The following is an 18,761-nucleotide window of genomic DNA, read 5'->3' on the forward strand; positions in this document are numbered from 1 at the left end:
CTTTGATCATCCCAATGATTTGGACTTCCGTGAAACGGCTCTTTCGCATTCGTTTGCTCCTTCAAAAGGTTGAGCAAACTCTACATCAGAACGAGGGAAGTTTCGGGGGGCAGGTCACCTGACATGGCGCGGGCCAGAACCAGCAGCCAGATTGATTGCGCGACCGACATGATCAGATAGTCGATCCCCAGGATCACAAGCGAGGTGATCAGCACAGGCCGTCGCCCGAACCGGTCCGACAGATTGCCGATGGTCGGTCCGAACAGGAACTGCATTGCCGCGTAGGTAAATGACAGCACCCCACCCCAAAGGGCGGCATGACTGATATCTTCGCCCATGATCTGCTCGATCAGATCGGGCATGACCGGCAAAATCAGGCCAATCCCCATCGCATCAATCATGATGGTGGCCATGACAGCAATGAAGGGCAGGCGCGATCGCATCTGGCTGGGCTACACGTCTGGTTGAATCCTGTAAAGCAAAACGGCGGCAGCGGTTGAAAATCCCCTCGCAACTCTGGACGGGCGTGATAGGTTCAGCGGCGTCAGATCAACCATCAAAGGGGATGAACCATGCGTGTTTTTATGATCCTTGTAGCGCTTTGCGCGCTAAGCGCGTGTGAAACAGTCAAAGGTGTCGGGCGTGACATCACCAATGCTGGGCAAGCGATTGACGACAGCATCTAAGGCGGTCGACCCGGCAGAGGTCGTTGCCGTCCTGACCCCATCTCCGGTGCGGCGCTGGGTAACATTGGCGATCTGGCTGGGCCTCGCAGCGCTGCTGATCACCCTGGCATTTATGCTGCCCAGGCCCAACCTTCTGACACAGGCGGCTCTGATCGGCATCGGCGCATTTCTGCTCTGGCGGGTGCATGCGTTTTACGAGGATACCGCGCAGGACCTGATCCTATCGCGCAGCGGGCTGTTTGACAGCACCGGGCGGGAGCTGTTTTCCATCGCCGATGTCGCCTCGGTAGAGCGTGGCGCGTTTTCCGCCAAACCCAGCAACGGGTTTGCTGTGATCCTGACCCAGGCCCAGCCGCGTGCCTGGGTGCCCGGCATGTGGTGGCGGATCGGGCGGCGGGTTGGGGTCGGCGGTGTGATCCCCGGCAAGGCAACGCGCGATATGGCGGATGTCATTGCGATGATGCTGCAGCCTGACGGCGCGGCCCTGATCGACCAGGCGCTTCGCGACAAGGCAGAAAGTAATGGCGGCGGGTCGCACGGGCAGTAACACCCTGCGCCGCCCTCTGCTATTTCCCAAATATACCCGCTGGCTCCGAAGGCGATCACTGACCGCCTTCGTCATTGCCACATCAGACTACCAGCAACAAACTGCCCACTTACAGCCCCTTCGACTGATAGCTGGCCGCAATCCGCCTGATTGAAACCAGGTAAGCCGCAACCCGCAAATCCTCGACCCCGTCATGGTCGTGCCAGACCTCTCGCATGGCCTGATAAGAACTGCGCATCGTGTCATCAAGGCCCGAGCGTACAAGTTCCAGTTCATCAGCGCCGCGCAGGTATTTTTCCTTGAAAGTCGGTGTCATAGACCAGGCACCGCCCAGATGTTTGTCCAGCCGCTCCAGCTCTTTCACGATTAGCAGATGGCGCGCCTCTTCCTGGCGGCGCTGCATGCGGCCAAAGCGGATATGGCTGAGGTTCTTGACCCATTCGAAATAGGAAACGGTCACACCGCCCGCATTAGCATACATATCGGGGATGATCACCGTACCCTTCTTGCGCAGGATCTCATCGCCGCCAGCCGTCACCGGGCCGTTTGCGGCCTCGATAATCAAAGGAGCTTTGATCTCAGCGGCATTTTCCTTGTTGATCACCCCTTCAAGGGCCGCCGGGATCAGAATATCGCAGTCCTTTTCCAGCACTTCAGACCCGTTTTGGGTATAGGTGCCGCCGGCAAAGCCCTGAACCTTGCCATTCTCGTTAATATATTGCCGCAAGGCTTCGATATCTATGCCGTCATCATTGATGATCGCGCCATCGCGTTCGATCACAGCCGTGATCTTCGATCCATCTTCCTGGCTCAGGAACAGGGCCGCGTGATAGCCCACATTACCAAGGCCCTGCATGACGACACGCTTGCCATCAAGATCGCCTGAAAGACCCGCCTTGGCGACATCTTCGGCATGGCGGAAAAACTCCTGCAAGGCATATTGCACACCGCGGCCCGTCGCCTCGGTCCGGCCCTTGATGCCGCCTGCATGGGGCGGCTTACCAGTCACACACCCGGCCGAGTTGATGTCGGTGGTGTTCATGCGCCGGTACTGGTCCGCGATCCAGGCCATTTCCCGTTCGCCGGTGCCCATATCGGGCGCGGGTACGTTCTGTGCCGGGTTGATCATGTCACGCTTGATCAGTTCATAGGCAAAACGCCGGGTGATCTGTTCCAGCTCATGCGGTTCCCAGTCCCGGGGATTGATGCAAAGCCCACCCTTGGAGCCGCCAAAAGGCGTTTCGACCAGAGCACATTTATAGGTCATCAGCGCGGCCAGCGCCTCAACCTCATCCTGATTGACCTCCGTCGCATAGCGGATGCCGCCCTTAACCGGCTCCATATGTTCGGAATGCACGGCGCGATAGCCGGTAAACGTCTGGATCTTACCCCTCAGACGCACGCCAAAACGCACCGTATAGGTGGCGTTACACACCCTGATTTTTTCCTCAAGCCCGGGCGGAAGCTCCATCAACTTGACGGCGCGGTTGAACATCATGTCAACGGATTGGCGGAAAGACGGTTCGTTGGTCGGCTGCATAGCGCTTCCTTTTCTGGCCCGACTTGAAATATCGGATTTTTCCGGTCTTACGCGAAGTAAGTTACAAAACTACAACCAAAGGACCAGCGCAAAAATCACCCTGATCGCGGTTTTGTGCGCGTCGTCGGCGGAGCCTCGCGCGGGTTCTCGGGCCAGGGGTGTTTCGGGTAGCGTCCGCGCATATCTTTGCGCACATCCAGGTACGAGGTATCCCAGAATGCAGGCAAATCAGCGGTCTTTTGCACCAGTCGCCGGGCCGGGGACAAAAGGTCTATGACCAGCGGCACATGATCCGGGCCAATGGTGGGATGCCGGGTGGTGCCGAACATCTCCTGCAGGCGCACGGCAACACCGGGCTGATCGGCAGCATAGTCGATGGCCAACCGGGTGCCGGTGGGTGCGGTAATATGGGTGGGTGCCAGTCGGGCGATGGTCTGCATCTGATCCGCATCCAGACGCGCCTGCAGCGCCGCATGAATATCGACCTGACGCAGAGCATCAATGCTGCGGATACCGGGCAGCCACGGCAACAACCATGCCTCAAGCGTTGCCAGCAGCGTTTCGGGGTCGCTCTGGGGCAGGTCAGCGCCGCGCTTGCGCAGCCATTCGGTCCGGGTCAGCAAAGCCGTGGCAGGTTTGGACCATGTCAAAACCTCAAGCCCAAGATCGCGCACTGCCTCAAGCAGCGCCGGGGCGATATCGGCATCCGTCGCGCCATCCCACCGCTCATCCTCCAGCACCAGCTGGCCAAGCCGCAATTGCCGCCGAGCGTCCACCCGGCGATACCGCCGGTTGTAGTGGCACGCATCAACGCACTGCAGCCGATCCGCATGCAGCGCCTGCAGTTCGGACAAATCCGCCGAAAGCGCCAGCCGGACCCGCGCCTCGCGCCGCTCCCCGTCAAGATTGGCCGCGACCAGCAGGCGAGATGCGCTCAGCGGATCGCCATCCGGCAGCACAGCCCCCGACCCGCCCGACATTAAGTATCGCGGGGCCTCCCCGTCACGCCGCAACCCGATCCGATCCGGGTAGGCCAGCGACAGCAGGGCACCGGGGGACAGGTCGCGCGGCGGACCAGCATGTCGCGTCAGACGTTTGGCCGTCTGCCGCGCCTGATCCAGAGCAGCCCGGTCAACGCGAAACGGATGATCCGACTCAAACCGCTTGGCATTGGTCATAGCCTTAAGGCGCAGGGACAAATCCGATGGTGGCCGTGCCGGATCAGGCAACAACAGATCGCGTCCATCCAGAAGGGCGGCCAGCGGCACAGCCTCGGCCCCGCCCTCTACCAGCATACGCGCCAGCCTTGGATGCGCCGGAACCGCCGCCATCCGGCGACCGGCCTCGGTCAGCCGCCCGTCCTTTAACGCCCCCAGATCCTCCAAAAGCTGCCGCGCCGTTGCCAGATGCCCCTCTGGCGGGGGGCTCAAAAACGCAAGGTCCGAGGCTTCAGCCCCCCAGGCCGCCAGATCCAGCGCCAACGGGGCCAGATCCGCCGTTGCAATCTCGGGCGGCGCGAACGCAGGCAACCCGCCTTCCTCCCCCTTGGTCCACAGGCGGTAACACCAGCCCTCTGCCACACGTCCCGCACGGCCCCGGCGCTGATCCGCCTCGGCCCGGCTGACCCGCTCTGTCACCAGCCGCGCCATGCCCGAGGCTGGATCAAACCGCGATCTCCGCGCCCGCCCGCCATCAACCACAACACGGATATCCGGCACCGTCAGCGAGGTTTCGGCAATGGATGTCGACAGAACCAGCTTGCGCCCCGCCTTCAGCGGGGCCAGCACCTGCTGTTGCGCCCGAAACGGCAAAGAGCCGTGCATCTGCATCAATTCTACCCCGGCAGGCAGCCGCCCGGACAGACGCGCGGCGGTGCGGTTGATCTCTGCCCGACCGGGCAGAAAGACCAGAACCCCGCCCTCGGTCTCGGCCAGCGCGGTCTCCACCAAATCGGCCACCGCAGCCTCATAGACACCGCGCCCCGACAGGCCCGACGCAGGCCGGTCCAGCCAGCGCGTCTCGATCCCAAAGCTGCGCCCCTCAGACGTCACGATCGGCGCATCCCCAATCAATGCAGCTACCGGCCCGGCATCCAGTGTTGCGGACATCACCAGCAGTTTCAGATCGGGCCGCAAAGCCTCGCGCACCTCAAGACACAATGCCAGCCCAAGATCGGCTTGAAGGGAGCGTTCATGAAACTCATCAAAAATAACGCAGCCAATATCGCTAAGCTCGGGATCTGATTGCAGCATCCGGGTCAGAATGCCCTCTGTCACCACCTCAATCTTGGCTCCCGGAACAGCATCACCGCGCATCCGGTAACCAACCCGCCCACCAGGCTCTTCCCCAAATGCTTCGGCCAAACGCAATGCCGCCCCCCGCGCCGCGACCCGGCGCGGCTCCAGCATCAGAATACGGCCAGAGATTCCCGCTTCGGCCAGATAGACCGGCACCCGCGTTGTCTTGCCCGCCCCAGGCGGAGCCTGCAAAACGCAAAGCCCCGCGTCATGCAGGGCTTTGGCAACCGGCGCAAGCGCTGGTTCTATTGGCAGCGTATCGTCAGGCAAAGGTCAGCGGCGAACAGCAGCGACCGTGCCAAAGGTGCTGTCGGTTTCAAACCGATAGACCCGCAACTCACCCCCCGACGTTTCTTGGAACTGCAGCACAAACGGGAAGTTCCGCTTTTTCTGCAACTGAGACCGGGGATACCCGGCAACACGAGAGAACGTCCCGGTGCAGTAGAACTTACCCCCACCCGCATCCTTCAGCGCATTCAGCTTCAATCGGCTGCGCTTGGCCCCGTCAAAAATCTCGACCGTCCGGTTACAGGCCTTGTCCTTGGGGCGCTGCTCCAGGACAGTAAATGCCGCAGTAACCGGATCAACCGTATTGGTTTGCTGGCTGATCACCACGTCAAAATCGCGTTTTTTCCGCTGCGGCGAGAAACTGGCCGAGACCGGGCGATTGCCCTTAAACCGCACTTCGCGCGTCTTGGTGCCGTCATCCTCAACCTCTTTCGAGGTATAGCGCCCGGGGCGGAAATTGTGCGGCCCGACAACCGCACCATCGGCACGGCCCGAAAAGTCGATATCGAAAAACGCACTGACAACCCCGGCATCAGTCACCTGCGCCACCGCAGCATAGCGGTTGCCCGAGGTACGCGCGCTCATGTTCAGATTGCCGACTTTCACCCCGCCCACATAGACGGTGTAAGAGTGGATTTCATCCTTTGCCGTGGCCGGTACGGCCAGCGATGTTGCCAGAACCGCCGCAACGGCCAGCCATTTTCCAAATAGTTTCCGCATCTTCGCCTCCTGCCGGTTTTCACTGGACAGCATTAAGTTGACTTGAAAGATAGGTCTTACTCTGCTCCTTGGCAGTTCAAAAATCACATCGAACCCAGCAAGGCCAGTCACTTTGATCACAGAAACCGACATAATTCGTGAGGGTCTGCTGGCCGGATCGCGCCGCGCGCTGGCCAAAGCAATCACGCTGGTTGAATCAAAAACATTCGCAGACCGCACCCAGGCTGAGGCTCTGCTGGACGCGCTGCCCGAGGTCTCGGGTACTCTGCGCATTGGCCTGAGCGGCGCGCCAGGGGTGGGCAAATCCACCTTCACGGAAAGCTACGGCCTGCATCTTTGCGAAACCGGACATAAAGTCGCCGTTCTGGCGGTGGATCCGTCCTCGGGCCGCTCCGGCGGGTCGATTCTGGGCGATAAAACCCGCATGGAGCGTCTGTCCCGGCATCCCGGGGCGTTCATCCGCCCCACCCCCAGCGGCCTGGAACTGGGCGGCGTGGCGCGCCGGACGCGTGAGGCGATAAGGCTGGTGGAAACCGCAGGTTTTGACCGGATCATCATCGAAACCGTCGGCGTCGGTCAGTCCGAAACCCTGGTGGCCGAGATGACGGACGTCTTTTTGCTGCTACTTGCACCCGCGGGCGGCGACGAATTGCAGGGCGTCAAACGCGGCATCATGGAGGTTGCCGATTTGGTCATCGTCAACAAGGCGGATGGCGCTCTGACCGAAGCGGCCGAACGCGCCCGCGCTGATCACGCCGGCGCCCTGCGCCTGATGCGCCCCCGCGACAACGACCCCGAGGGCTTCCCCAAAGCGCTCAGCCTGTCCTCCATCACTGGTCACGGCCTGGCGGATGCCACAGCCGAGGTCGAGGCCCTGGCCAACTGGCGAAGCCAATCCGGCCTGCTGCAGACCCGCCGTCAGCACCAGCAGCACAGCTGGTTCGAAGAAGAACTGCGCGCCGGTCTGACCCAAAGGCTGGCCACAGACCCAAGGGCCCGCCACCTGCGCGCAGATCTCGAGACCGCTCTGACCAAGGAACAGATATCCCCGACCGCCGCCGCACGCCAATTGCTGGCCACCCTGTTGCCCGATACCTGAAAATCCACATCGGAATCGCTTGACCTTCCCTGCCACCTCACCTAGAAGGCGGCTCTGGATTTCCGGCCCCCGCCCATCGGGGCGGCGGTGCCGTTGAACGAAGCTATTCGAACCGAAGGACAAAGCCCATGTCGCGCCGCTGCGAATTGACCGGCAAACAGCCGATGGTTGGCAACAATGTCAGCCATGCAAACAACAAAACCAAGCGCCGCTTTCTGCCAAACCTGAATGCGGCGACCCTGCAAAGCGAAACGCTGGGCCAGTCGTTCAGCTTCCGCATTTCGGCCTCTGCCCTGCGCACCGTCGATCATCGCGGCGGTTTGGACGCATTTCTGGCCAAAGCAAAAGACGCTGACCTTTCAACCGGCGCGCTGAAGGTAAAACGCGCCATTGCAAAGGCTCAGGCCAGCGCCTGATCTCAAAGCAGTTTAGTGGATTAACCCGGTGGGTCCGCCCTGCCGGGTTTTTCTTTGCAAAACGCTCAGCGCGCCTTCCGGCAATTCTCTTCGGCCAGACTGCCCCAATTGCGATACCGTTCCAGAAAAGCCTTGCGCCGGGGATTGTCCGATCCATAATACCGATAAAAGTGATCCGGGTTGGAAATAATCTTCGCCGCAGTCTTTTGATCCGACCGGCTCAAAACCTGATCCGCAATCTGCTGTGCACAGGCACAGGCCGCCCGCCCCGGCGACCGATCTGACCTCAAACACGCCGACTCTGTTACGCCCGCAGCCCAGGATTGGGCTGGCAAACACAGTGCCAAAACAAGAAAAACCCGCACCAAACTTCTCCCTCTTGACCGATCTCGCCTCAACCTGCCGGGCGATTGTGGCATTGGCAAGGCCGGCTCCTTCACTGTTTCACAAATATCCGCCCCCGGCAGGGCCGCCCCGGAGGGGGCCGCCGGCAGGCTCGGGCCGAAGGCCACTGACTGTCTTGCCGCCGAAAGGCGGCTCAATTCAGCACCTTCCACAGCATTCGCAGGGCAGTCAGCCCCAAAAACACCGCAAAAGCCAACCGCAAATGCCGTGGATTGATGGCATGCGCCAGCCGCGCGCCTAAAGGGGCGGTCACCACAGACAGGGTGAAAATGACCACAGCCGCCGCCAGATTAACATAGCCCAGCGACAGCGGCGGCCGATCCGGAGCGCCCCAACCGGCCCAGATGAAACCACACACCGCCGGGACCGCAATAACCAGACCAAAAGCAGACGCCGTCCCCACAGCGCGATGCACCGGAAACGAAAACAGCGTCAGGATCGGCACGGACAACGTCCCGCCCCCGATCCCCATCAAAGCGGAAAACCCGCCGATCCCACCGGAAATCGCAGCATTCGCAGGACGGTTCTCTGGCAAACTCTCTGCCAGAACCGGCGGCCGCGGCAAAACCATATTGATCGACACGATCAAAGCAATGCCACCAAAAATCTCTGTCAGCACTGTCCCATCAAGATATTTCGACAAAACTCCGCCTGCCAGCGCCCCCAGAAAGATCGTCGGCGCCCAGCGCCTCAGAAGACTAATATCAATCGCCCCACGCGCATGATGCGACCGCGCTGACGAGATCGAGGTCGGTATAATCGTCGCCAGCGACGTGCCTACCGCCAGATGCATCGCCACGCTTGGTGAAATCTCCAGAAAATCGAACAACTGGAACAACACCGGCACAATAACGATCCCGCCGCCAACCCCTAACAGCCCGGCCAGAACACCCGCAACGGACCCTGTCGCGGCCAGCCCAAGTGCCAGCGCGATCAGTAAACCTGTATCATACTCCATCCGTACCCTCTCCAGCCTGACGCCCCGTTCTGCCACGCGCACCCGGAACAGACCAGCCCTTCAGCTACTGCAGGCATTGACCCGCCCACCATTCCAGCGTTTTCTGCCCCGAGCATCGACAATCCCCCAGCAGAGGTCCAGATGAGCCCGTTTTTTAAAGACATCGCACCGGTCACCTATGAAGGCCCCGACAGCACCAATCCCCTGGCCTTCCGCCATTACGACCCCACCCACCAGATCATGGGCAAAAGCCTGAAGGATCACCTGCGCTTTGCGGTCGCCTATTGGCATTCCTTCTGCTGGCCCGGCACTGATCCGTTTGGCGGCGACACATTCCAGCGCCCCTGGTTCCCCGACGACATGAACGGGGCCCGACAAAAAACCGATATCGCCTTTGAACTCTTCGAAATCCTGCAAGCCCCGTTTTTCTGCTTTCACGATCGCGACATAGCCCCCGAAGGCGCAACTCTGGCTGAAAGCAATCGCAACGCCCGTAACATTGCCGAGTTGCTTGCGCGCAAGATGGAAACCTCGGACACAAAGCTGCTTTGGGGCACCGCCAATATGTTCTCGCACCGCCGCTTCATGTCGGGTGCCGCAACCAATCCGGACCCGGATGTGTTCGCCTGGTGTGCCGCGCAGGTCAAAAACGCGCTGGAAATCACTTATGATCTTCAAGGCCAGAACTATGTCCTCTGGGGCGGGCGCGAGGGGTATGAGACCCTGCTCAACACCGATCTGGCCCAGGAAATGGACCAGGCCGGGCGCTTCCTGTCACTGGTGGTGGAGCATAAGCACAAGATCGGCTTCAAAGGTGCAATCCTGATCGAGCCGAAGCCGCAGGAACCGTCCAAACATCAATACGATTTTGACGTCGCCACGGTTTACGGTTTCCTGAAACGCTACGGTCTGGAAGGTGAGGTGAAGGTCAATATCGAACAAGGCCACGCCATCCTGGCCGGGCATAGTTTCGAACATGAAATCGCGCTGGCCAATGCGCTGGGGATTTTCGGCTCGATCGACATGAACCGCAACGATTACCAATCCGGCTGGGATACCGACCAGTTCCCGAACAACCCGGCCGAGGTGGTGCTGGCCTATTACCAAATCCTGCGCGGCGGTGGCTTTACCACCGGCGGCACCAATTTCGATGCCAAGCTGCGCCGGCAATCCCTTAACCCAAGTGATCTGGTTGCGGCCCATGTCGGAGCCATGGATGTCTGCGCCCGCGCCCTGATCGCGGCGGCAGAGATGCTCGACGACCGCGCGCTCGAGACCCCCTTGGCGGACCGCTATGCCGGTTGGCAACAGCCCGAGGCACAGGCGATGCTGACTGGCCAGCGCAGCCTTGCCGATATCGCCAAACGGGCCGAGGAAGAGGGGATCACCCCCGAACCCCGCTCTGGCCAACAGGAAATCCTGGAGAATATCGTCAATCGATACATCTAAGGTGCCCAGAACTGCCTGGCAGGGCCAACCTATCGCCGCGGCCCTACCCCAACGCCATCCAGATCGCGACCCCGGCCAGCACAAGCGCAAAGCCCCGGTTCATCGCGCGGGCCTGCGCTTCGCCCCGTAATTGTGCCGCCAGCCAGTCCCCCAGCAGGGTATAGGCCAGAAAGGCCACAAGGTTATTCAACGTAAAAACCGTGGTGATCCAAAGTACCCCGACCTCGGCCCGGCCCAAAAACTGGCTGAACATCAGCGTCATGATGACATAGCCCTTGGGGTTCAACACCAACAGCAGCGCCCCATCCGCAACCCCGGCTGGCCGCGCCGCAGCCCCTGCCCCCATAGCCCCGGCCTGCCAAAACCGCAGGGCCAGATACAGAACATAGCCTGATCCGATCCAGCGGATGGCCGCAAACAGGCCCGGCGACGCCTCCATCGCGCCGACAAACCCAAAGCCGATGGCCGCTGTCACGGCCCATGTCGCCAGATGATATCCCGCATTCGCCGGCAACGTCGCGCGCAGGCCAAAGCGCGCACCATTGGCGGCAAAAAACATGTTGCCGGGCCCGGGACTGTAAGCCAGCGGGAACAGAAAGATCAGAAGGGCAAGGGTGATTTCCAGCATGGCGGGCCTTTCTCAATACCAGCCCCGTTTCTGCGTGATCAAAGGCAAACCGCACGACCCGAAACGTGCGCAAAGCAACAGGCCCACCCTGTCCGATCCAACTTGACCTTCCCCGCGCTAAGGCAAAGGATGGAAACAGAGGGAGCCTTCATGTCCACCGCCACCACCCGCCCCGACTTCGCCGTCGATAACCTGCGCGGTATCGGCTGGATATTGCTGTCCGTCGCCGCATCCAGTGCGATGACGGTTGCTGTCCGCGCGGCCTCGCTGGCAGTTGACAGCCGTATGGTGGTCCTGCTGCGCGCGGGCATTACACTGCTTGTCCTGCTTGCGGCGATCCTGCTGGTCGCCCGTTTGCGCCGCCAGTTGCGCTTTACCCGGCCTTGGCTGCATGTCACGCGCGGAGCGATGATCGCGATTTCCACCCATCTAGGGTTTTATACAATCGCCAAAATCCCGCTGACCACGGTCACGGTTCTGTTCTTCATGGCCCCGATCTTTGCCACCATCCTGTCGGCCCTGTATCAAAAGGAAAAGGTCGGCCCGCGCCGCATTGCGGCCATCGCCGTCGGCTTTACCGGTGCACTGATCATCATAAGGCCGGGCTTTGGCACGCTGCACCCGGCGATGCTGACCGCGCTTTTATCCTCGATCCTGTTCGCAGCCGCCCTGATCCAATCGCGCGGCGTGGCCGAAGCGGACGGCTCCTTCTCAGCACTATTTTCTTCGGTGCTGGTGACAGTGATCATCTCGATCCCGCTTGCCGCACCGGTCTTTGCCCTGCCCACCGCACCGGCAATCTGGGCCTTCGTCGCCCTGCTGGTAATCACGGGGGCGATCCGCAACGTCGCCGATATCGAAGCTTACCGACATGGCGAGGCTGCCGTCATCGCCCCCTTCACCTATCTGCGCCTGATCTTCATCGGCATCGCAGCCTACTGGATGTTTGACGAAGTACCCGACCGCGCCACCCTGATCGGCGGCACGATCATCATTGCTGCCACGCTTTATATTGCGCAGCGCGAGACCCAATTGCGCAAGCGAGCAAAACCAGCCACCGGCCCCTAAACCTTGAGCCCACCGCGCATGCGCCGCTAAACTTGGCCAAAGCGCCACGTCAGGCTTGTCAAAGTGAAGGTGATGTCCATGCGAAACACCCCAAAGAAATCCCGCGTAAGCCTATGTGCTCTGATCCTGTTACTGACCGTCGCAGGCTGCAGCAACGACCCCAACAGCATCTTTTATCTGCCTTTGATACGATAAGCCTTACGCCGATGCGCGGTATCAGAAGGTACCTCTTTCATCGGCCCCGCATGCCCCCTGCTCAGAAACTCTTACGCGCCTGCAAGGCCGCCGAGATTGTGCCATCATCCAGATAATCAAGCTCGCCACCAATCGGCACACCCTGCGCCAGCGACGTGACCGAGATACCCAAGGGCTCAATCTGATCGGCGATGTAATGCGCCGTGGTCTGGCCATCGACCGTGGCGCTTAGGGCAAGGATCACCTCGCTGACGCCACCCGCCTCAACCCGGCGCACAAGATCAGGGATGCGCAGCTCATCCGGGCCGATATTGTCCAGCGCCGACAGCATCCCGCCCAGCACATGATACCGCCCAGCAAAGCTGCGCCCGCGCTCCATCGCCCAAAGGTCCGCGACATCGGCGACAACGCAAATCTGCCCATTGGCCCGCTTCTCGGCGCTGCAAATCTCGCAGACATCCAACGTGCCGACATTGCCGCAGACCGAACAGGTCTTCACATGCGCAGCCACATCCGCCAGCGCCTTTGACAGCGGGTCCATGACCTGCACCCGCCTTTTGATCATGGTCAGAACAGCGCGGCGGGCCGACCGGGGGCCAAGGCCCGGCAGCCGGGCCATCAACTCGACCAGCCGCTCAATCTCTGCACCGCCTTCCCCCATGGATCAGAACGGCAGTTCCATACCGGGCGGCAGGCCCATTTCTTCGGCCACTTTGCGCATCTCGGCCTGTGCAGCCTCCGTCCCACGCATCTGCGCATCCTTGACGGCCGCGACGATCAGATCCTCGACCACCTCTTTTTCGCTGGCAACCAGGATCGACGGGTCAATATCCAGCGCCGTCACCATACCCTTGGCATTGGCCGTGACCTTCACCAGCCCGGCCCCGGCCTCGCCGGTGACCTCCAACCGGTCAAGGTTGTCCTGAACCTCGGCCATCTTTTCCTGCATTTCCTTGGCCTTGCTCATCATCTTGGCCATATCGCCAAGCTGGCCCAGTCCCTTGAGCATGTCGTCTCCTGTTCGCTGACTGCATCTTCTTGCATGCGGTATAGTCCTATCTAAGGCCCGAACCGGGCGCAGACAAGCAGCCTGGCGATCCTTTGAAGACAGGCCTTGCCCTTTCGCCGCACAAGGAACAGACTTGCACAGCGACCGCACCTGACCGAATATTGTCCCCATGCTGCAAGAGGGGTCCCGATGCGCAAGTTCCTGGTTGTACTCGATGACAGTCCCGAATGCCTAAACGCCATGCGCTTTGCCGCGATCCGTGCCTCCAAGACCGGCGGCGCGGTCGAGTTGCTGGCCGTTATCGCGCCCGAAGAGTTTCAGCACTGGATCGGCGTCGGCGACATCATGCGCCAGGAGGCCCGCGACCGGATACAGGCCCATTACGAGGTGTTTCGCGATCGGATGGTGAAAAAGGAGGGGATCACACCAACCCTCGCCATTCGCGAAGGGGAAAAGGCACAAGAAGTCATCGACCATATCCAAAGCGACCCGGAAATCGGCGTTCTTGTTCTGGGCGCTGGCTCCAAAGGGGATGGGCCGGGGCCGCTGGTCGCCGATCTGGTCGGGCGGCGCGGCGGCGAGATGCCGATACCGATCACGGTTGTGCCGGGATCAATGACCAAGGAAGATATTATTGCTGTCAGCTAGATTTAGAATCATTCCAAGTTACTTGACTTAACCACTCAGAACGCACAAATTGCGCCATACCAAACGGGAGACCTCGCGATGTTTATCCAGACTGAATCGACTCCAAATCCGGCAACGCTGAAGTTTTTGCCGGGCCAGACGGTTCTGCCGGCAGGAACCGCAGACTTCCCAACAGCCGAAGCGGCAGAGGCCTCGCCTCTTGCAGCGCGGGTTTTTGGCGTTGACGGCGTCACCGGCGTTTTCTTCGGCCCGGACTTTGTGACCGTCACCAAGGACGAGCCAGTCGATTGGGCGCATATCAAACCCGCGATCCTTGGCGCGATTATGGAGCATTTTCAGTCCGGCCAGCCGGTAATGAGCAATGACAGCGGCACTGTTGATCATGCCGAACATGACGGCGAAGACGCCGAGGTGGTTAGCCAGATCAAAGAATTGCTGGACACCCGTGTGCGTCCTGCCGTGGCGCAGGATGGCGGCGACATCACCTTCCACGGGTTCGAGCGTGGGGTTGTCTATCTGCACCTGCAAGGCGCTTGCGCGGGCTGCCCATCGGCCACCATGACCTTGAAAATGGGGATCGAAAATCTGCTGCGCCACTACATCCCCGAGGTGACCGAGGTGCGCCCGGTTGCTGCCTGACCCCCTGATCCTTGGATTTGACACATCGGCCGCGCATTGCGCGGCCGCATTGTTGTCGGGCGACCGCATTCTGGCCGAAGCCCGCGAAGACATGGCCAAGGGACAGGCCGAACGCCTGATGCCCCTGCTGCAGGAGGTTCTGGCCGGTGGCGGCGCAGACTGGTCTGACCTGCACGCACTGGCGGTCGGCATCGGGCCGGGCAATTTCACCGGCATCCGCATTTCAGTCGCTGCGGCCCGCGGCCTTGCGCTGGCGCTGGACATTCCCGCCATCGGCATTTCCACCTTTGACACGCTGGCTCAACCGTATGAGGGGCCGGTTCTGGTCAGCCTTGACGCCCGGCGCGACCGGATCTTTGTGCAGGGCCCCGATATCGAACCTGCCATGCTGGACTGGGACAAAACCGCTGGCCTGTCGGTTCCGGCAAACACCCTATGCCTAGGGTATCGCGTGGCAGAACTTGCCGACAGGCTGGGCGCGCAACCCGGCCCGGACGCCCAGGTTGCACCGGCATGCCAGATCGCCCGGGCCGCCCTGCCGCGCCTGAACCAGCCCACCACCGCCCCTGCTCCGCTGTACCTGCGGGCCGCCGACGCCGCCCCGCCCAGCGAACAGCCCCCCGCAGTCCTGCATGACGCCTGAGGACCTATCCCGGCTCCATGCCGCCTGCTTCACCACCGGCCCCCGCCCCTGGTCAGCGGCAGAGTTCCGGGACCTTCTAGACCAACCCACCATACACCTGATCACCGCCCCCCACGGCTTTGCCCTGATCCGCATTGCCGGGCCCGAGGCAGAGCTACTGACCATCGCCGTCGCCCCCGAACACCGCCGCCAAGGCATCGCCCGAAGCCTGCTGACCCAGCTGGAGGCAGACGCAAAATCAGCCAACTGCGAAGAGGTGATTCTGGAGGTCGCCGAACACAACCACGCCGCCCTGGCGCTTTACCAAGCTCAGGGCTTTGCAGAGGTTGGGTTTCGCAAAAACTACTATGCCGATCCCACTGGTCGTAGAGTTACCGCACTGGTCTTGCGTAAGGTCCTTGATTGACGCTTGGGTAAATAGCGACCAACGCAAAGACGCTCCAACGACATAGTTTGCCCGAACGGACGGCATTTTGCCCCCTATGGCAAAGTGTATTAAATTTAGAGGTCGAGCCGCTGACCCATCCCTATAATGTGGGCATCTATAAAGTCTGAAAAAGACGGTGGTCTGTGTCCGGATTGATGTTGCTCTGCGCTGCAGCCAAAGTCCACATCAGGATCACTAAGGCAAGCGGCATTGGCGCTGATCTCATAGAGCTCTGGCGGGCAGGCTGCTATAAGGCAGATTGCAGCAAGGGAAGCTCTGATGAAAGAAAATCAGTATTTTGTCCATACCACTAGTGCGAGCCTTGCCGCTGAAGTTCTAGGCGAAGGCGATCCCATAGTTTTTTTGCACGCAGCAGTAACCGACCGCCGAATGTGGCGGGTAGAGATTGAAACTATTGCGGCTTACCGAAAGGCGATTGCTTATGATCGTCGTGGCTTCGGCAAGACCATCGCCGAGCATCAAGATTATTCCTCTGTCGATGATCTCATGGCTGTCTTGGACATAACATCCAACGGCGCGCCAGCAGTCTTGGTTGGATGTTCCCAGGGCGGGCGAATAGCGATTGATGCTGCCTTGGCTTACCCCGAACGTATCAGTGGGCTGGTCTTGATAGCTCCAAATGTTACAGGTGAACCAACTCCAAAGCTATCCGCCAGGATTTCGGAACTGTTGGCAGTTCAGAAGCAAACCGAGGCTTCGGGTGACAAGCGCCTTATCAACCAGATCAAGTCGCGTTTGTGGTTGGACGGACCGCTGGCACCAGAGAACCGCGTCAGCGGCTCTGCGAGAAAGCTCTTTGCAGAAATGCATTCGACGAAGCTCAACAACAAAGACTTCGGAAGCGACAAAGATGACCGGCTCAATTACCATCAACTGATCCAAATCTCTTTGCCAACACTGGTTTTGTGGGGCGATCTAGATTTCCCTCATATTCAAGATCGATGCCGATACCTGGTTTCAGAACTGCCAAATGCAAGGGGCGTCGAGATGTGCGGCGTAGCCCATCTGCCGAGTCTAGAAAGGCCAACAGAAGTAGCGCAACAAATTGTTGATTTCATAGGAAGTTTGGAGGCGATTTCATAGTCCCGATCGCTGGAAAACCAGCTCCTAGTTCTCACCCTCTCAAGGCAATCGGTTTCCTGAGGCGGACTTTCACTATATTCCATTCAACGTCAGAAAGGTCGCTCCAAGCCCAACCACTGCCCGACAGAGCTTAACGGCTAAGCTTTATGGAACGGCATAGTTGTCAACCGATGTGGCCATCTAGTGCACAGCCAGCACAACCGAATGAAAATTTGCCCCCTGAATTTCGGTAGGCATCACATAAGTACTATAGGAAATGCCGTTAAAGCGCCTCTTTGGCATGTCAGGGTACTGACTCAAGACAGGCTCATTGCTTGCATCGCCGGTCGGAAATGATTCCATATCCTGGGCTGGCGATACATCCTCCGCTGGCAGGGCCGCAAGATATGCATCCATCAGGCTTTGACCTTCGTCGTCCATTTTTGGAAACTCAACCGCGCAGATCATTCCGCCATTGATGTAATCCTCGTTCAGATACCCCATGATGGGTCGGTCCGGATCTGATCGATACAGCATGTTTGCCTGCGTCAGGCCGACAGATGCAAAGGCCTCGGAAAGGTCCTGCTTTCCGCCTTTTCTCAGGAACGTATCAACGCAGGATGTGTCGAACACATTGATTACATATGCCGCGCTTAACTTCTCCACTTCAGCTTGCGCAAACGCCGGAAAGCCCTGGCCCAGCGCCAAACAAACCGCAGCTATCCGCAAACCTGATCCCATAGACACCAGCATGCCCCCTCCATCACTGATGACGATGATCATACAGGGCGCTTCAGCCAGTTGCACGCCAAACAACCATCGTGATTGCGACAGGACGACACCGATTCGCCTGCCGATTGCGCCGCGTCACCGCGCTCTGCATGAAAAAAGCCGTTGACCCCCCCTGCGCGCTGCGCCTTACTAAGGGCATCAAATCCGTGCGCATCAGCCCCTGGGCAGATGATAACAGGGACAATGGAAAAAGCGCGGTTTTCCGAATACCATCAGTGGAGGTTAACAATGAAATTCACCAAGGCATTCGTCGGTGCTGTCAGCTTTGCGGCCCTTTCGGTCAGCGCAGCGCTGGCCGATCCGGCTGTGATCTATGATCTGGGCGGCAAGTTCGACAAATCCTTCAACGAATCCGCTTATAACGGCGCGAAACGTTGGGCCGAGGAAACCGGCAATGAGTTTGGCGAGGCTGAACTGCAGAACGACGCCCAGCGCGAGCAGTATCTGCGCCGCTTTGCCGAGCGTGGTTATAACCCGATCGTCGTGGCCGGGTTCCTTTGGAACACCACGCTGACCACCGTGGCCCCGGATTTCCCGGACACCAAGTTCGTTGTGATCGACACCGTTGTCGATGCCCCCAATGTCCGCTCCCTCATGTTTAATGAGCATGAGGGCAGCTATCTGGTCGGTGTTCTGGCCGCGATGGCCGCGGAAGGCGACACCGTCAGCTTTGTCGGCGGCATGGATATCCCGCTGATCTCTCGCTTTGCCTGCGGCTATGCCGAAGGTTTCAAATCGGTCAAGCCTGAGGGCAAGGTCATCGTCAACATGACCGGCACCACGCCAGCAGCATGGAACGACCCTGTGAAGGGCGGCGAGCTGACCCGGGCGCAGAAATCCCAGGGCTCCGAAGTTGTGTTCGCAGCAGCAGGCGGCACCGGTCTGGGCGTTCTGCAGACCGCAGCGGATGAGGGCATGCTGGCCATCGGCGTGGACAGCAACCAGAACTACCTGCAGCCAGGGACCGTTCTGACCTCCATGCTGAAGCGGGTCGACAATGCCGTCTATGACAGCTTCACCACCGGCACCGATGTTGAGCCGGGCCGTGTTGATCTGGGGCTTGCCGATGACGGCGTCGGATACGCACTGGACGAGCATAACGCCAGCCTGATCACCGATGAGATGAAAGCCGCAGCCGATGCCGCGCGCGAAAAGATCATCGCCGGTGAGGTGTCGGTTCACGACTACTACACAGACGAAGCATGCCCGCATTTCTGATCTCAG

Annotated in this window: 22 protein-coding genes; 12 read left to right on the forward strand and 10 right to left on the reverse strand. The window is 60.1% G+C overall.

Annotated features, from left to right (window positions below):
• Positions 1–80 precede the first annotated feature (80 nt).
• A complete protein-coding gene (locus tag ACW9UQ_RS14275; protein ID WP_458931693.1) occupies positions 81–443 on the reverse strand; it encodes an MFS transporter in 363 nt (120 codons plus the stop codon).
• 129 nt (positions 444–572) lie between these two features.
• Here ACW9UQ_RS14275 and ACW9UQ_RS14280 point away from each other — a divergent pair, with 129 nt between their 5' ends.
• Positions 573–686, forward strand: coding sequence for an entericidin A/B family lipoprotein (locus ACW9UQ_RS14280; RefSeq protein WP_458931694.1), 114 nt, complete (start codon positions 573–575; stop codon positions 684–686).
• On the forward strand, positions 670–1,233 hold the full coding sequence (locus ACW9UQ_RS14285; RefSeq protein ID WP_458931695.1) for a hypothetical protein: 564 nt from the start codon (positions 670–672) through the stop codon (positions 1,231–1,233). Before ACW9UQ_RS14280 ends, ACW9UQ_RS14285 begins: the two co-directional genes overlap by 17 nt.
• A gap of 109 nt (positions 1,234–1,342) precedes the next feature.
• On the opposite strand, the gene ACW9UQ_RS14290 is transcribed toward ACW9UQ_RS14285, so the two are convergent.
• The 3 genes from ACW9UQ_RS14290 to ACW9UQ_RS14300 all read right to left on the reverse strand — a co-directional run bounded on the left by ACW9UQ_RS14290 (position 1,343) and on the right by ACW9UQ_RS14300 (position 6,078).
• Positions 1,343–2,773, reverse strand: a complete 1,431-nt coding sequence (locus ACW9UQ_RS14290; RefSeq protein WP_458931696.1) for a Glu/Leu/Phe/Val family dehydrogenase — start codon at positions 2,771–2,773, stop codon at positions 1,343–1,345.
• 95 nt (positions 2,774–2,868) lie between these two features.
• Positions 2,869–5,340 (reverse strand): ATP-dependent helicase HrpB, encoded by a 2,472-nt coding sequence (gene hrpB / locus ACW9UQ_RS14295; RefSeq protein WP_458931697.1) that lies wholly within the window; start codon positions 5,338–5,340, stop codon positions 2,869–2,871.
• Positions 5,341–5,343: 3 nt separating this feature from the next.
• Positions 5,344–6,078: a DUF3108 domain-containing protein gene (locus ACW9UQ_RS14300; protein WP_458931698.1), complete on the reverse strand. Its 735-nt coding sequence runs from the start codon at positions 6,076–6,078 to the stop codon at positions 5,344–5,346.
• Between the two features lie 112 nt (positions 6,079–6,190).
• Here ACW9UQ_RS14300 and meaB point away from each other — a divergent pair, with 112 nt between their 5' ends.
• Together meaB and rpmB are read left to right on the forward strand one after the other, a co-directional pair.
• The gene (gene meaB, locus ACW9UQ_RS14305) at positions 6,191–7,177 is read left to right on the forward strand and encodes a methylmalonyl Co-A mutase-associated GTPase MeaB (protein ID WP_458931699.1); all 987 of its coding nucleotides are present in this window, start codon (positions 6,191–6,193) and stop codon (positions 7,175–7,177) included.
• Positions 7,178–7,305: 128 nt separating this feature from the next.
• Positions 7,306–7,593 (forward strand): 50S ribosomal protein L28, encoded by a 288-nt coding sequence (gene rpmB / locus ACW9UQ_RS14310; RefSeq protein ID WP_458931700.1) that lies wholly within the window; start codon positions 7,306–7,308, stop codon positions 7,591–7,593.
• 65 nt (positions 7,594–7,658) lie between these two features.
• Here the strand turns inward: rpmB and ACW9UQ_RS14315 are convergent, their stop codons facing one another.
• Positions 7,659–7,817, reverse strand: a complete 159-nt coding sequence (locus ACW9UQ_RS14315; protein WP_458931701.1) for a hypothetical protein — start codon at positions 7,815–7,817, stop codon at positions 7,659–7,661.
• A gap of 314 nt (positions 7,818–8,131) precedes the next feature.
• A complete protein-coding gene (locus tag ACW9UQ_RS14320; protein ID WP_458931702.1) occupies positions 8,132–8,956 on the reverse strand; it encodes a sulfite exporter TauE/SafE family protein in 825 nt (274 codons plus the stop codon).
• A gap of 141 nt (positions 8,957–9,097) precedes the next feature.
• Between ACW9UQ_RS14320 and xylA the strand changes: the two genes are divergently transcribed.
• Positions 9,098–10,405, forward strand: coding sequence for a xylose isomerase (gene xylA / locus ACW9UQ_RS14325; protein ID WP_458931703.1), 1,308 nt, complete (start codon positions 9,098–9,100; stop codon positions 10,403–10,405).
• 43 nt (positions 10,406–10,448) lie between these two features.
• Here xylA and ACW9UQ_RS14330 read toward each other — a convergent pair whose 3' ends face one another.
• On the reverse strand, positions 10,449–11,033 hold the full coding sequence (locus ACW9UQ_RS14330; protein ID WP_458931704.1) for a LysE family translocator: 585 nt from the start codon (positions 11,031–11,033) through the stop codon (positions 10,449–10,451).
• A 150-nt stretch (positions 11,034–11,183) separates the two neighbouring features.
• Here ACW9UQ_RS14330 and ACW9UQ_RS14335 point away from each other — a divergent pair, with 150 nt between their 5' ends.
• Complete coding sequence (locus ACW9UQ_RS14335; protein ID WP_458931705.1) at positions 11,184–12,101, forward strand: DMT family transporter; 918 nt, start codon at positions 11,184–11,186, stop codon at positions 12,099–12,101.
• Between the two features lie 256 nt (positions 12,102–12,357).
• Here the strand turns inward: ACW9UQ_RS14335 and recR are convergent, their stop codons facing one another.
• Positions 12,358–12,957 carry a recombination mediator RecR gene (gene recR, locus ACW9UQ_RS14340; protein WP_458931706.1) on the reverse strand — a complete coding sequence of 200 codons (600 nt, stop codon included), beginning with the start codon at positions 12,955–12,957 and terminating at the stop codon, positions 12,358–12,360.
• A gap of 3 nt (positions 12,958–12,960) precedes the next feature.
• Entirely contained in the window at positions 12,961–13,305 is a 345-nt protein-coding gene (locus ACW9UQ_RS14345; protein WP_458931707.1) for a YbaB/EbfC family nucleoid-associated protein, read from the reverse strand.
• A gap of 189 nt (positions 13,306–13,494) precedes the next feature.
• On the opposite strand from ACW9UQ_RS14345, the gene ACW9UQ_RS14350 reads away from it, so the two are divergent.
• The 5 genes from ACW9UQ_RS14350 (at position 13,495) to ACW9UQ_RS14370 (ending at position 16,766) form a co-directional block, all read left to right on the forward strand.
• Complete coding sequence (locus tag ACW9UQ_RS14350) at positions 13,495–13,953, forward strand: universal stress protein (RefSeq protein WP_458931708.1); 459 nt, start codon at positions 13,495–13,497, stop codon at positions 13,951–13,953.
• A 78-nt stretch (positions 13,954–14,031) separates the two neighbouring features.
• On the forward strand, positions 14,032–14,592 hold the full coding sequence (locus ACW9UQ_RS14355) for a NifU family protein (RefSeq protein WP_458931709.1): 561 nt from the start codon (positions 14,032–14,034) through the stop codon (positions 14,590–14,592).
• A complete protein-coding gene (gene tsaB / locus ACW9UQ_RS14360) occupies positions 14,582–15,235 on the forward strand; it encodes a tRNA (adenosine(37)-N6)-threonylcarbamoyltransferase complex dimerization subunit type 1 TsaB (protein ID WP_458931710.1) in 654 nt (217 codons plus the stop codon). The genes ACW9UQ_RS14355 and tsaB overlap by 11 nt, the downstream gene beginning before the upstream one ends.
• Positions 15,225–15,641: a ribosomal protein S18-alanine N-acetyltransferase gene (gene rimI / locus ACW9UQ_RS14365; RefSeq protein WP_458931711.1), complete on the forward strand. Its 417-nt coding sequence runs from the start codon at positions 15,225–15,227 to the stop codon at positions 15,639–15,641. Before tsaB ends, rimI begins: the two co-directional genes overlap by 11 nt.
• A gap of 300 nt (positions 15,642–15,941) precedes the next feature.
• Positions 15,942–16,766: an alpha/beta fold hydrolase gene (locus ACW9UQ_RS14370; RefSeq protein ID WP_458931712.1), complete on the forward strand. Its 825-nt coding sequence runs from the start codon at positions 15,942–15,944 to the stop codon at positions 16,764–16,766.
• Between the two features lie 180 nt (positions 16,767–16,946).
• Here the strand turns inward: ACW9UQ_RS14370 and ACW9UQ_RS14375 are convergent, their stop codons facing one another.
• Complete coding sequence (locus tag ACW9UQ_RS14375; protein ID WP_458931713.1) at positions 16,947–17,528, reverse strand: hypothetical protein; 582 nt, start codon at positions 17,526–17,528, stop codon at positions 16,947–16,949.
• 237 nt (positions 17,529–17,765) lie between these two features.
• Between ACW9UQ_RS14375 and ACW9UQ_RS14380 the strand changes: the two genes are divergently transcribed.
• Complete coding sequence (locus ACW9UQ_RS14380; protein ID WP_458931714.1) at positions 17,766–18,755, forward strand: BMP family lipoprotein; 990 nt, start codon at positions 17,766–17,768, stop codon at positions 18,753–18,755.
• The last annotated feature ends 6 nt before the right edge of the window (positions 18,756–18,761 follow it).

Source organism: Halovulum sp. GXIMD14793, from assembly GCF_054457435.1.